Origin of the sequence: Erythrobacter sp. THAF29, assembly GCF_009363635.1 — a bacterium.
GTDB lineage: Bacteria > Pseudomonadota > Alphaproteobacteria > Sphingomonadales > Sphingomonadaceae > Erythrobacter.
This window is the reverse complement of sequence record NZ_CP045392.1, coordinates 2,841,722-2,854,688: the sequence shown is the minus strand read 5'-3', so window position 1 is coordinate 2,854,688 and position 12,967 is coordinate 2,841,722. Positions and strand designations below refer to the sequence as shown.

Genomic DNA, 12,967 nt, shown 5'->3' with positions numbered 1-12,967 from the left:
TCGGCAAGCAAATTCAATCGGAGAAAAATCATGGCAACTGCGAAGGCAATCACCGCTTCCCTCGCACTCGGTATGTCGGCTTTCGGCCTCGTCGCATGCAGTGGCGGGGCTGAGAGCGAAACCGTGACCGCCGAGAGCGGCTACGAGCTCGACATGCTCGAGCTCGACGGCACAGAGACATTGGCGTTCGAACCGGATCCCAGGCTTGACCCCGCCGACCAGTCGACGATCGAATTCTGGGTCAAGGCAGGATGGAGCGAAGATCCCGGATTTGACCCGGTGATGCTTTCCAACGCAGGTCCGGATGGCGCGTCCTATTTGCTCGCGATCGATCGCGAGCGCGATGGTTTGATTGTCTCTTCGGGTGAACAGACCGAGTCCGTTCCTTTCGACTTCGCCGATGGCAAGGCGCACCACGTGGCGCTCATCGACCTGGGCAATCCGCTTGCGGTACTCGTCGATGGTCAGGTGGCAGCGCAGCTCGAAATGACGCTGATGCCTCTGCCGAGCGACGGTCTCTATATCGGCTCGGCCTATGGGGAGGATGATGGTTTCGTCGGCGCAATCGGAGGGCTCAGGATCTGGGATGCAGCAATCGCCACCGACGTGCTGGAGACTTACCGGTTGCGCGATGTGCTCTCCGAAAGCGATCCGCATCCCGACCTTCAGTTTCTTGCGCTCATCAGCAACTTTGCCGATCAGGACGTGGTGTTGATCGACCGCTAAGCAGGTCAGTGCACCACGCAGAAAAAAGGGCCCCGCCGTCGGTGGCAGGGCCCTTCGTTTTTGTTGGAATGGGCGTCAGCGTTCGATCAGCTGGCCGCTGGGTGTCCGTCCCATACGCGGGATCACCGCGCTCACCCGTTCCGACCGGAAGGTAACTTTGCGCGCGCTCGCTTTGGGCTTGCTGCCGATCAGCGAGCGGAACCAGTTGCCGATCCGCGAAAAGAGACCGGGCCGCGCCTTGTTTGTGATCGACTTGGCCGATTTACCCTTGGACAACTTGCTCTTGACCGCGCTCTTTTTGCCCGTTCCTTTTTTCGCCTTGTAGGCAATGTAGTTTCTCGGCCACGCATTTGCCGCGTCCCTCGCTTTGAGCACTGAAGCTGCCGAACGCGCCGGAGCGCGCTTCGTCGGTCGGTTCGAATATTTGGGTGCGCCCGGCTTGTGCTTGGACGCGCTGGCCGCGGTCGATTTGGGCTTCGCCTCGACCGCCGCAGGAGCAACCGCCATAGCCATTGCGCCCGCCAGCATTGCCGCACCCATTATCCTCGCTGCGAATTTCATTGTCATTCCCCTCTGTTCGGGGCCGAACGGTCCTGCCCGGCCTTGCCCCTGTGGTTTGCCTTGGGTGCGACATGTTCTGTATGGGGGAGATACCCCATCCAGCGGCCTGCCGCCAGACGGGGCTATTTGTATCAGGGGGTTACAAAGCGCGATGAGCGAATTCCGGGCGATCATTGCCGATGACCACGCGATCGTGCGACGTTCGCTAGGCGAAATCCTTGCGCAGATCGGCAATGTAGAAGTGGTCGCGGAAGCCGAAAACGGGCTGGAGACGATCGCGCTCGTAAAGGAACACAAGCCCGATCTCCTGCTGCTCGATGCCGCGATGCCGCTCGCGCGCGGGGTGCAGGTCTATGGCGAGGCGCGCCGCTGGTCGCCCGAAACCCGGGTCGCGGTCGTGACCGGCTTTACCTCTACCGGGATGCTAGCCGACTGGCTTGCCGCAGGCGTGGACGGATTGTTCCTGAAAAGCGCAGATCCCGATGAGATGCAGCGCGGCTTCACAGAGATTCTCGCAGGAGGTAAGTTCGTGGCGCAGGAAGTGGCGGACAAGCTTGCCGCCGAGCCCGAGCGCGAGGAGCTGACCGCGCGCGAGCGCGAAGTGCTCGCACTGATCGCCTCCGGTCACCAGAATGTCGCGATCGGAGACAAGCTGTTCATTAGCCCCAAGACGGTCGAGAAACATCGGGCCAGCCTGATGGCGAAACTGGGCGTCAATTCGGTCTCGGCGCTGCTCGTCCACGCGCTCAGGGAAGGCTTGCTCGATGAGCATAGGCAGCTTTGACGCGCTTTTTCCCCGATGAATGGGGGATTCGCCCCATGGGGTCCGAAGTCATCGCGTCCTATCGAGACGCCATGACGGGAAACCACCACGGGACGAGACAATGGCTTGCACGCTCCTGCGTGATAGCCGCATTGCTCATGGCGCTCGCAGGGCTTTTCCCGGCGAGTGCGCAGGAGCCCCGAAGCGGCGGTTCCGAGGCGGTTGAATTGCCGAGCGGCAACGCCCACGCCCAGCCATTCGGACAGATGCGCTATTATATCGGCGATGGCGACACGCTCGATCTTTCAAGGCCGCTTTCGGCGCGAGAAGAATTCAAACGGGTGGACACGCCCTGGATCGATTTTGGCGATCTCGATCGCCCGGTCTGGCTGTTGGTCCAGGTCCACAATCCCTCCTCGCGCGCAGGCGAGTGGGTGATCGATATCCAGCGACCTTTTGTCGATGAATTGGTGGTGGCCAAGGTGGATGATGCCGCGATTACCCGCACGCTGCTCGATATCGACAATTCCACCCCCTTTTCCGCGCGGCCGGTCGCGAGCCAGTATCTCGTTGCGCCGCTTGCGATGGACGGGGGCGAGACAAGCGAAATCCTGATCGGAATGCGCTCGTCGACCGGCAGCTGGATGCCGGTGACCTTCGCAACACCCGAGCGAATGCGCACCGCCCACATGCAGGAGGCGCGTTTCAACTGGACGATCAACGGCGCGATCCTCGCGCTCGTTATCGCGGCGCTTTTCATGGGACGGCTGGTGGGCTGGCCGCTGTCGCTGGGATTTGCCGGATATGCCGGGTTAAGCGCGCTGTTCGTCGCCAACAACGAGGGGTATCTTCACCGCTTCGTCTTTACCAAAGCGATGTGGCTGTACGAGCCGATCAATCTCGTGCTGCTGTGCGGGATGATGATTGCACTGCTGCAATTTGCGCGGACCTTTGCCGATCTCGAGGCGAGCCATCCCCGTTTCGCCCGCGCGGTCAAATTCCTGCAGGTCGGGCTTGGTGTCTTGCTCGCATTTTCGCTGTTCGCCTGGCAATCGGATGCGCTGCGCTGGCTGATCTTCGCGCTCGTGCCCGTGGCGGCATTGACCTATCTCGCAATCGCCGTGCTCGCGTGGCGATCGAATGTGCTGGGCGCGGTGCCTTTCATCGCGGGCTCGGCAGCGATCGCCTTTACCGTTGCAGTCATGGCGGCGGTGCTCCTGATGCCGGGCGAGGTGCCGATGACCATCGCGCTCGATTATCTCCACGCGACCCTGCTGTTCGAAAGTCTCGCTTTCTTCATCGCCATCGTGGTGAGGATGCTGGCGATGCAGCAGGATCTCAATCGCTCGCTGAGCGCCGAAGTGGCCGCGACCCGCGAGAAGCTGGAGCTTGCCAATGCGCTTCAGGAAAGCCGATCGCGATATGATGCGGCGCGCGGTGCGGCGGAGACGATGCGCGCGCGGCTGCAATCGACCTCGCACGATCTTCAGCAGCCTATGATCGCGCTGCGGCAGAACCTCTCTCGCATCGCCAATCGCGATGCTGAGGCGGCGGGCAAGCTCGAAAGCGCGCTCGATTATCTCGAAGCGGTTACCGCCAGCGGGCTTGCCGAGGAACCGGAAGGAGACGATCCGCTCGCGGGCGAAAAGCCCGATGAAGGGGCGGAAACTTTCCCCGCATCGCTGGTGCTGCGCAATGTCGCGGCAATGTTTCGCGGCGAGGCGGACAAGGCGGGCATCGCCTTGCGCATCGAGCCGGGCGAGGCAAGCGTCCATACCGACCCGGTCGGCCTGATGCGCGCAGTGAGCAATCTTGTGTCGAACGCGCTCAAACATTCCGGGGCGAGCGAGATCGTGATCGCGGCGAGGCAAAGCGGCGAGAAGACGCGGATCGCGGTCGGCGACGATGGCAAGGGGATGAGCGAGGAGCAGATCGGAGCCTTCGGCAAACCCGGCGCCAAGGGCGAGGGAAGCGGGGGGCACGGCCTGGGCCTCGCACTGGTGCACGATTTCGTTTCCGCGCCCGGCCACGCCCTCTCGGTCGAATCCGCGCCGGGCGAGGGAACGCGCTTCACAATCGAGGTTCCCGCCGGGCCTCGATGAACGGAAATGGGATGGGTGATCGGCCCCATCGCGCTTCGGCCCGCAGCGGCTCTAGACAGGGCGCATCGAAGGGAGAATGACGATGACCAATGCGCTCAAGACCGCTGCACTAGCCGCCACCGTAACTCTTGCCTCGGCGTGTTCGACGACAGGCACCCTGCCGCCGCAGACGCAGGCGCAGAACCGGGCAAGCCCCTATTCGCTGGACCAGTCGCCTGGCGCGCAGGCATGCAAGGCGGGTGAGGACGAAGTAGCCAGCTTCATGTCGGTCGACGACGATTTCGGCTACGGCGTCGCCGTGTGTGTCGCCAAGGGCTCGGGCGATGCCGAGGACCGCATTGCCGTGATTTTCGCCGGCGAAGGCGGAAATCTGCGCACCGAGTGCGTTGCGAGCGCGTGCGACGGGCTTATCGGATACAGCCGCTACACACGTCCGCGCTTCACCGAACTGAAACTCAAATGGAGCACGCCTAAGGGCCAGCACACCATCGTCGAGACATTCGATGCAGAGCTAGTCGATGCACCGCCTGAAAACTCGGTCCGGCACTATTGGCCGGGTCAGGAGGCAGGCACGGCAGAAGGAGGCGAGATGGTGCCGAACCCGAACAAGGACGCGCTTGCACTGATGACGCTCGAGAAGAGCCTTCCGTCTTCGTAAGAATTCCGGCCAGTGCATACGGATGCGGACAAAAAGGCGTTTCGCCTGCGGCCCGCACCCTATATCGCAGGGTTGATCGAATATCCGGCGAAGGAATGAACGATGAGCCAGCTTGCATCCCGTCTTCAAAGCGCACCGGTCGTCCCGCTGGTGGGCGATGACGATCCGGCACGCGCGGTCGCGACCGCCAAGGCGCTCGGCGCGGGCGGCCTCGGCGTGATCGAGGTGGTGCTACGCAGCGACAACGCGCTCGAAGGCATGAAGGCTATCCTAGCCGAAGGCGACGACCTGATCGTGGGCGCGGGCACGGTACTGACGCTCGACCAGGCAAAACAGGTGCGCGAGGCCGGCGCGCAGTTCATCGTGTGCCCCGGTCTCGTCGACGAGATAGCCGAATACTGTCTCGCCGAAAGCGTCCCGTTTTTCCCCGGCACCATGACCGCCGGCGAGGTGCAGCGCGCCTATGCGCTGGGCCTGCGCGAGGTCAAATTCTTCCCGGCAAGCCTTGCGGGCGGGGTGCCGATGCTCAAGGCCTTGGGATCGGTGTTCCGCGAGATGCGCTTCATGCCCACCGGCGGCGTGTCGGCATCGAATCTCGCTGAATTTCTGGCGCTGCCGCAGGTGCTCGCCTGCGGGGGGAGCTGGCTCACGCCCAAGGACGTCGTGGAATCGGGCGATTTCGCTAAAATCACGAAGCTTGCCGAAGAGGCGGTCGCAATCGCGAAGTCGGCACGCAGCTGAGTCTGCGAAGGTGCCGGACAAGGCGCACCACATCTGCCTGGTGGGCGGCGGTCACGCGCATCTGGCGGTGCTGGCCGACTGGATCGAGCGCGGCCTCCCTTGTCGAAGCGCGACGCTGCTCACCCCGCATCCGACCTTGCGCTATTCCGGCATGGTTCCCGGCTGGGTCAGCGGGCAATATGATCGGGACGCGGGACTGGTCGATATCGCGGCGCTGGCGGAGCGCGCGAGCGTCCATCTGGTGCTCGATCGCTGCGTCGGGCTCGATCCGGCAAAGCGGACGATCGCGACCGGGGGCGGGCGGGAAATCGCCTTCGACATTGCCTCTTTCGACACCGGCGGGGTCGGGCGCGCGCGCAAAATCCTGGGCGATGATCGCAGGCTGCTCGATATTCGCCCGATCGACCGCTTTGTCACCGAACTGGAAGAGCGCATGCCGGGCCTTGGCGCATTGCCCCGGCTTGCGGTGGTCGGCGGCGGCGCGGGCGGGGTCGAGATCGCATTCGCCTTGCGCAATGCGGCGCTCGCGCGGACCCGCCCCGAAGTGGTGCTCGTCGCCGGAAGCGAGGGACTGCTCCCCGGCTTCGCCCGAGCGGTGCGCCAGAAGGTCATTTGCGCATTTGCCGACCAGCGGATCGAAATCGTCATGCACGATGCGCGTTTCGAGGGCGGCGCGCTGGTGGCGGGCGGGCGCTCGCTCGAACCGCTCGACCTGGTTGTCGCGGCCGTTGGAAGCGGTGCGCCCGATTGGCCGGGGGCAAGCGGACTATCGGTCGACGAGGCGGGCTTCATCGCGGTCGACAGGCACCAGCGCTCGATCTCGCACCCGGACATATTCGCGGTAGGCGATGTTGCCTCGCGGCAGGACCGTGACGTGACACACTCGGGAGTGCACGCTGTAAAGGCGGGGCCGACCCTGGCCGCAAACCTTCGTGTCGCGTCTCAGGGAGGCGAACCGAAGCGAGTTTACAGTCCGCGCCAGGCGAGTCTCTATCTCCTTTCGACCGGAGACGGATCGGCAATCGCCAGCTATAGACCTTTCGCGGCAGAGGGCCGCTGGGTGTCGAAGCTCAAACACCGGATCGACACGCGCTGGATCAGAAAGTACGCGCGGCTGGGCGGCAACCTGTAACTTCACAGATGCCATCAGCGAACACGGGGGTATTAGGCTCACACATGAAGAAAATCGTCATCATCCTCGCGCTCGCGGCGCTGATCGCAGCCTATTCCCTGTTTGACCTCGGCAGCTACCTGACGCTGGACGGGGTCAAGCAGGTCGCAGGCGAAATCGACCAGTTCTATCGCGAAAACCCGGTGCTGGTGCTGGCGGCGTTCTTCGCAGTCTATGTCGGCGTGACCGCAGCCTCGCTGCCCGGTGCGGCGATCATGACGCTCGCGGCGGGCGCGCTTTTCGGGCTCGTCGTCGGCACGATCCTCGTCTCCTTCGCCTCGACGCTCGGCGCGACGCTCGCCTTCCTCTCCTCGCGTTATGTCCTGCGCGACTGGGTGGAGGCGCGGTTCGGCGAAAGGTTGAAGGCCATCAACGAAGGATTGGAGCGCGACGGGCCATTTTATCTTTTCACGATCCGCATGATCCCGCTTTTCCCGTTTTTCGTCGTCAATCTCGTCATGGGGCTGACGCGGATCAGGACGTGGACATTCGCATGGGTGAGCCAGGTCGGGATGCTGCTCGGCACTATCGCTTATGTGAATGCGGGAACGCAGCTCGCGCAGATCGAGAGTACGTCCGGCCTGCTCTCGCCGATGCTGATCGGATCTTTCGTGTTCCTCGCCTTCGTCCCTTGGGTCGCGAAGGGAATCATCGCGATCATCAAGCGCCGCCGTATCTACAAGGGCTACACCAAACCCAAGAGCTTCGATCGCAACATGGTGGTGATCGGCGCTGGCTCGGCCGGGCTCGTCTCCGCCTATATCGCTGCGACGGTGAAGGCGAAGGTCACGCTGGTCGAAGCGAACGAGATGGGCGGCGATTGCCTCAATACCGGCTGCGTGCCTTCGAAGGCGCTGATCAAGAGTGCCAAGGTCGCAGCGACAATGCGCCATGCAGACCGGTATGGCCTCAAGCCCGTCGAGCCCGAAGTGCCCTTCCGCGAAACCATCGCCCGAGTGATGGATGTGATCAAGGCGATCGAGCCGCACGACAGCGTCGAGCGCTACGAGGGGCTCGGGGTCGATGTGGTGAAAGGCTATGCAAAAATTGTCGATCCCTGGACGGTCGAGATTGCGCTCAATTCTGGAGGCACGCAGCGGCTCACGACCCGCAGCATCGTGATCGCGAGCGGAGCGGAGCCGGTTGTGCCTCCGATCGAGGGGATCGAGAACAGCGGCTATCTCACCAGCGAGACCATGTGGGATGCCTTTGCCGGGATGGATAAAGCGCCGAAGCGCGTTGCTGTGCTGGGCGGCGGCCCCATCGGATGTGAGCTTTCGCAGGCGCTGGCTCGGCTCGGCTCGAATGTGACGCAGGTCGAGATGGAGCCGCGCGTGCTCGGGCGCGAGGATGCGGAAGTATCGGAGCTCGCGAAATCCGTCCTCGAAGAGGCGGGCGTTTCCGTCCTCACCGAGCACAAGGCGGTGCGTGTCGAAAACGGCGCGCTGTTAACCGAAAGTACCAATGGCGAGACCAGCATCCCCTTCGACACGCTGATCGTTGCGGTCGGGCGCAAGGCGCGGCTGACCGGCTTCGGGCTGGAGGAGCTTGGCATCGATACCCGGAACACGGTCGTCACCGACGAATTCCTCGCCACCAAATTCCCCAATATCTACGCCGCGGGTGACGTCGCCGGTCCATACCAGTTCACCCATGTCGCCAGCCACCAGGCATGGTATGCGAGCGTCAATTCGCTGTTCGGACAATTCCGGCGGTTCAAGGCCGACTACCGCGTGATCCCGGCGGTGACCTTCCTCGATCCCGAATTCGCCCGCGTCGGCCTCAACGAGGTGGAAGCGAAGGAGCAGGGCATCGAATACGAGGTCACACGGTACGATCTCGATGATCTCGACCGCGCAATTGCCGAGAGCGAGACCAAGGGGTTCGTCAAGGTGCTCACAAAGCCCGGCAAGGATACGATCCTCGGTGTCACCATCGTCGGCAGCCATGCAGGCGAATTGCTCGCGGAATATGTGCTCGCGATGAAGCACAAGATCGGCCTCAACAAAATCCTCGGCACGATCCATTCCTATCCGACCATGGCCGAGGCAAACAAATTCGCAGCCGGCGACTGGAAGCGCGCAAACAAACCTGAAAAACTGCTCGGCTGGGTCGAGAAATACCACGACTGGCGTCGCGGCTAGGCCGCCCAAACTATTCCGGAGAAAGTCCCATGCTTCGTTCGATTTCCCTCCTCATCATGCGGATCGGCACCGGTCTGTTGCTGGTCGTATGGGGACTTGTCCGAGTGGTGGGCGAACGCGGCGAAATGCTCGCCGACAAGTATTACAGCGGCGTCGGATCGCAGGCGGTCTTCCAGCTCGCATTCGGGTGGGCGGAGATCGTTCTCGGACTGCTGGTCGTGCTGGGACTCTTCCGCAAGTACACGCTCGCAGGGTCCGCGTTGATCCTCGTCGGCGGCGCATTGCCGATCTGGCGGCATTTCCTCGACCCCTTCGGCGAGTATCTGCACGAAGACGCCAACATCCTGTTTTTCCCGTCGATCACCGTTGCGGGCGCTGCGCTTGCGCTGATCGCCTTTCACGAGTTCGACAGGCTGGCGCTCGACAATGTTTTCGGCAAGAAGAAAAGTTCTGACAGCGCCTGAGCCTGTTGCTCCTTGGCGCACGACGGGGAAGCCATTTGGAACTGTTCGACCAGCTGCGCGGCATTTTCGGGATTGCCGTGCTGCTTCTCATAGCATGGGGGCTAAGCGAAGACAGGCGCGGCCGCCCTACGTGGCGCTGGATTGCGGGCGCGCTTGCCTTGCAGGGAGCACTCGCACTGCTGATCGTGCGCGTGCCCTTCGTATGGCACGTCATGACACTCGCCAATGAGGGGGTTGCCGCGATCGAGCGCGCAACATTGGACGGCTCATCCTACATGTTCGGCTATCTCGGCGGCGCGCCGCTGCCGTTCGAGTTGAAGGACGGCGCCGAACCCCCGCTCGTCATTGCATTCCAGATCCTGCCGCTCGTCATTGTCTTCTCCGCCATTGCAGCGCTGCTATGGCACTGGGGCGTGTTGCGATGGATCGTAAACGGGCTTTCCTACCTGCTGCGCAAGTCACTGAAGGTGAGCGGCGTGGTTGGCCTCTCGGGCGGGGCAAACCTGTTCTTGGGAGTGGTCGAAAGCCCGCTGGTGGTGCGCGCATATTTCGCAAGGATGAGCCGTGCCGAGCTGTTCCAGGTGATGGTGCTCGCAATGGCGACGATCAGCGGCGCGATCCTCATCCTGTACGCAACGACCTTGCGCGAGACTGTGCCCGATGCGGTCGGCCACATGATCTCGGCATCGCTCGTTTCGCTTCCCGCCGCGCTGTTGATCGCCAAGCTAATGGTGCCGGGCAATGGCGAGGAAAAAGCGACCGAGGTTGAGGGCGAAGAGCCGGGGCTCAAATACGAAAGCAGCATCGATGCCATCGTGAAGGGGACGATGGACGGAATGCAGCTGTTCCTAGCGGTGATCGCTGTGATCATCGTTGTGTTCGCGTTGGTTTCGCTCACTGACCAAGTGCTCGCGCTGTTACCTTTGGTCGGCGACGAACCGCTGACACTGAGGCGCATGTTCGGCTGGCTCTTCGCACCGCTAATGTGGGTGATCGGCGTGCCTTGGGACGAGGCTCAGGCTGCGGGCGGGCTGATGGGGACGAAGGCAATCCTCAACGAGTACGTCGCTTACCTTGAGCTAGCCGCGCTGCCCGACGGCACGTTTTCGGACCGAAGTCTTCTGATAGTGACCTATGCGCTGTGCGGTGTCGCTAATCTGGCGAGCGTCGGCTTACTGGTTTCGACCATCGGAACGCTCTGCCCGGAGCGCCGGGCGGAGGCGGCGGGGCTCGGCATCCGCAGCTGGATCGCGGGCAACCTAGCCACCGCAATGACCGGCGCGTGGATAGGTCTTGTGACCGGCGGATGGATCGAAAGCATTTTCGAGCCAGCTGCAAGAGCCGTCTATGCTTGACGCAAAGCTTCGCCCGCTGATCGACCCGCCGCTCTATCGTGTGGGCAGGGCGATTGCGCGGTCGGGAGTGACGGCCAATCTTCTGACGCTTTTAGGCTTGCTGCTAGGGCTGATGGGTGCGGCTGCCATTGCGCTGGGCGAGATCTGGCTGGGCCTCGCGCTCATCGTTGCAAACCGGGTCTTCGACGGCCTTGACGGAGCGGTTGCGCGGATCAACGGGCCGACCGTGTTGGGCGGCTATTTCGACATCGTTTCGGATTTCGCGTTCTACGTCTCGATCCCGCTCGGCTTCGGGGTGCTGGCAAGCGAGAACACGCTGCCCGCACTGGTACTGGTCGCGAGCTTCGTTCTGACGGGCGTCAGCTTTCTCGCCTTCGCGGTCATCGCAGCGGAGCGCGGGGAGAGCACCGAGGCGCACGGGAAGAAGAGCTTCTTCTATTCGACCGGTCTTGCCGAAGGGGCCGAGACCATCGCTGTGTTCATCACGATGTGCCTGTTTCCGGGATGGTTTCCGGTGCTCGCTTACAGCTACGCGGCGCTGTGCGTGCTGACCGTGTTCCAGCGCAGCGCACTGGCGGTCATCCAATTTCGCGAATGATCGGCCCGAAAGTTACCGCTGTCCGATCTGGCTCGCGGTAAGTTCGCGCAATTCCTCGATCCGTTTCGCATTTGCGCCGAGATCGCTGCGACCCACACGGCTGACCGAGCGAAAATCGATCTCGTTTTCGCCGACCCGCGCGACCACATCGTCCTTGAAGCCGAACCAGAATGTCTCTGCGACGCCCTCGACCCGGCCTGCCTCTACGTCGGTGCGAATGTCGTCAAAACCCATCTTGCCCATCGCCGCGGCGACGGCTGCCACCGCGTCTTCCTTGCTCGCGCCCCCGAGCGGCAACGGAGAAAGATCGGCATAGGTGTCGGTGATGATCTGCGCATGCGATTTGATACCCATCTCGGGTTCTTCTTCGCTGTACGGTTTGAACATCTCGAGGTCGCGAAGCGGGGTCTGGTAGTCGTGCAGCGGATTTGCGCCAAACGCCTCGCGCGCTGCCATCGTCTCGGCGGAGAACTCGGGTGGGTTTGCGGTATCGGTTGCGACGTCGTGTATCGGATGTTCAGCTGCGGTTGCTCCGAGCGACAAAAGCGCTGCGAGTATCCCCAGAGGCACGAGCACACCTATCGCCGGGAGAACCCAGCCCGTCCTCGGCTTCTTGATCAGCGCCATGATCAGAAGGACGAGCGATATGATCGCGACAGCACCCAGCACGATTGGCCCGCCGCCGACCGTCAGCGTGCCTAGCCCCGTCTGCCAGCTCCAGAAGCCGAATTTTGTGCCGAGCGCGGCTGCAGAGAAATACAGCGGCAAGAAAGCCAGCAGACCGGCGACGAGTTTCGATTTCCATGAGATGTTCTTCATGGCCGCCTGTTTAGCGCCAGTGCCGGGCTTGGCAATGGCGAGTAAGGGGCGGCAATGGTCCAAGAACTGTCAATTTTGTCGGGAAACCCTACGGCTTTCGCGCGTTAGGGGTGTGCGGAAAGCGCGTGAAGGGCGGGAGGCGAACCGTGCAACCCTTTGTGTTCTAACGCTTAAGAAACGATCCCGCCCCGCGCCCTGCGGGGCTTTCTGAAGGTTTGAGAAGGATACAAATATGAAGCGTACCCATCTTTTGAGCGCTATCGCCCTCGGCAGCCTCATGACACTTGCGGCCTGTGACATCCGTGCCGACGAAACCCCGGCGCCGGCGACCGAAGAACCCGCAGCGACCGCCGCGGCAGCCGATCCCGAGCCCGCCGAGGCAGCTCCCGCAGCTCCCGAGGTCGAGCCCAACGGAACCGTCATCGAAGTGCAGATGCTCACCCGTGATCCCGATGGAAGCGGTCTCCAGGTGTTCAAGCCGCGCCTGATCACCGCAAAGGTCGGCGATACGGTCAAGTTCGTTCCGACCGATCCGACCCACCAGTCGAGCTCGATCGAAGGTATGCTGCCCGAGGGCGTGCGCGGCTGGGAAGGTGAGATCAACCAGGAAGTGTCCTACGTCCTGCCGAAACCGGGCGTCTACGGCTATCAGTGCGTACCGCACTACGCCGCCGGCATGGTCGGCCTCATCATTGTCGAAGGCGATGGCATGACCGATAACCTCGAAGCGGCAAAGGCCGTGACCCATCCGGGCCTGGCCGGGCGCAAATTTGGTGAAATCTTCGAGGAAGCCGAAAGCAGCGGCATGCTCGGCGGCTAACCCTCTTCGGATCGCAGAAATTGAAAGGGCGGCGTGGTTAGAACC

Annotated in this window: 13 protein-coding genes; 11 read left to right on the top strand and 2 right to left on the bottom strand. The window is 62.6% G+C overall.

Annotated elements, in window-relative coordinates; genetic code table 11:
- Nucleotides 1–30 precede the first annotated feature (30 nt).
- Nucleotides 31–726: a LamG domain-containing protein gene (locus tag FIU90_RS13915; RefSeq protein WP_152435322.1), complete on the top strand. Its 696-nt coding sequence runs from the start codon at nucleotides 31–33 to the stop codon at nucleotides 724–726.
- 75 nt (nucleotides 727–801) lie between these two features.
- Here FIU90_RS13915 and FIU90_RS13910 read toward each other — a convergent pair whose 3' ends face one another.
- Nucleotides 802–1,287, bottom strand: coding sequence for a hypothetical protein (locus FIU90_RS13910; protein ID WP_152435321.1), 486 nt, complete (start codon nucleotides 1,285–1,287; stop codon nucleotides 802–804).
- 151 nt (nucleotides 1,288–1,438) lie between these two features.
- On the opposite strand from FIU90_RS13910, the gene FIU90_RS13905 reads away from it, so the two are divergent.
- From FIU90_RS13905 to FIU90_RS13865, 9 genes are all read left to right on the top strand, one after another.
- Entirely contained in the window at nucleotides 1,439–2,071 is a 633-nt protein-coding gene (locus FIU90_RS13905) for a response regulator transcription factor (RefSeq protein ID WP_152435320.1), read from the top strand.
- Nucleotides 2,072–2,142: 71 nt separating this feature from the next.
- Nucleotides 2,143–4,152 carry a sensor histidine kinase gene (locus FIU90_RS13900; RefSeq protein ID WP_172970272.1) on the top strand — a complete coding sequence of 670 codons (2,010 nt, stop codon included), beginning with the start codon at nucleotides 2,143–2,145 and terminating at the stop codon, nucleotides 4,150–4,152.
- Nucleotides 4,153–4,234: 82 nt separating this feature from the next.
- Complete coding sequence (locus FIU90_RS13895) at nucleotides 4,235–4,810, top strand: hypothetical protein (protein ID WP_234029535.1); 576 nt, start codon at nucleotides 4,235–4,237, stop codon at nucleotides 4,808–4,810.
- 102 nt (nucleotides 4,811–4,912) lie between these two features.
- Nucleotides 4,913–5,551 (top strand): bifunctional 4-hydroxy-2-oxoglutarate aldolase/2-dehydro-3-deoxy-phosphogluconate aldolase, encoded by a 639-nt coding sequence (locus FIU90_RS13890; RefSeq protein WP_152435317.1) that lies wholly within the window; start codon nucleotides 4,913–4,915, stop codon nucleotides 5,549–5,551.
- A 10-nt stretch (nucleotides 5,552–5,561) separates the two neighbouring features.
- Nucleotides 5,562–6,683 carry an FAD-dependent oxidoreductase gene (locus FIU90_RS13885; RefSeq protein ID WP_152435316.1) on the top strand — a complete coding sequence of 374 codons (1,122 nt, stop codon included), beginning with the start codon at nucleotides 5,562–5,564 and terminating at the stop codon, nucleotides 6,681–6,683.
- 44 nt (nucleotides 6,684–6,727) lie between these two features.
- Complete coding sequence (locus FIU90_RS13880) at nucleotides 6,728–8,866, top strand: FAD-dependent oxidoreductase (protein WP_152435315.1); 2,139 nt, start codon at nucleotides 6,728–6,730, stop codon at nucleotides 8,864–8,866.
- Between the two features lie 29 nt (nucleotides 8,867–8,895).
- Nucleotides 8,896–9,330 carry a hypothetical protein gene (locus tag FIU90_RS13875; protein ID WP_152435314.1) on the top strand — a complete coding sequence of 145 codons (435 nt, stop codon included), beginning with the start codon at nucleotides 8,896–8,898 and terminating at the stop codon, nucleotides 9,328–9,330.
- A 35-nt stretch (nucleotides 9,331–9,365) separates the two neighbouring features.
- Nucleotides 9,366–10,685, top strand: a complete 1,320-nt coding sequence (locus tag FIU90_RS13870) for a NupC/NupG family nucleoside CNT transporter (protein WP_152435313.1) — start codon at nucleotides 9,366–9,368, stop codon at nucleotides 10,683–10,685.
- Nucleotides 10,678–11,283: a CDP-alcohol phosphatidyltransferase family protein gene (locus tag FIU90_RS13865; protein WP_152435312.1), complete on the top strand. Its 606-nt coding sequence runs from the start codon at nucleotides 10,678–10,680 to the stop codon at nucleotides 11,281–11,283. The genes FIU90_RS13870 and FIU90_RS13865 overlap by 8 nt, the downstream gene beginning before the upstream one ends.
- A gap of 12 nt (nucleotides 11,284–11,295) precedes the next feature.
- Here the strand turns inward: FIU90_RS13865 and FIU90_RS13860 are convergent, their stop codons facing one another.
- On the bottom strand, nucleotides 11,296–12,102 hold the full coding sequence (locus FIU90_RS13860; RefSeq protein ID WP_152435311.1) for a DUF1499 domain-containing protein: 807 nt from the start codon (nucleotides 12,100–12,102) through the stop codon (nucleotides 11,296–11,298).
- A gap of 232 nt (nucleotides 12,103–12,334) precedes the next feature.
- Here FIU90_RS13860 and FIU90_RS13855 point away from each other — a divergent pair, with 232 nt between their 5' ends.
- Complete coding sequence (locus tag FIU90_RS13855) at nucleotides 12,335–12,922, top strand: pseudoazurin (RefSeq protein ID WP_152435310.1); 588 nt, start codon at nucleotides 12,335–12,337, stop codon at nucleotides 12,920–12,922.
- Nucleotides 12,923–12,967 lie beyond the last annotated feature (45 nt).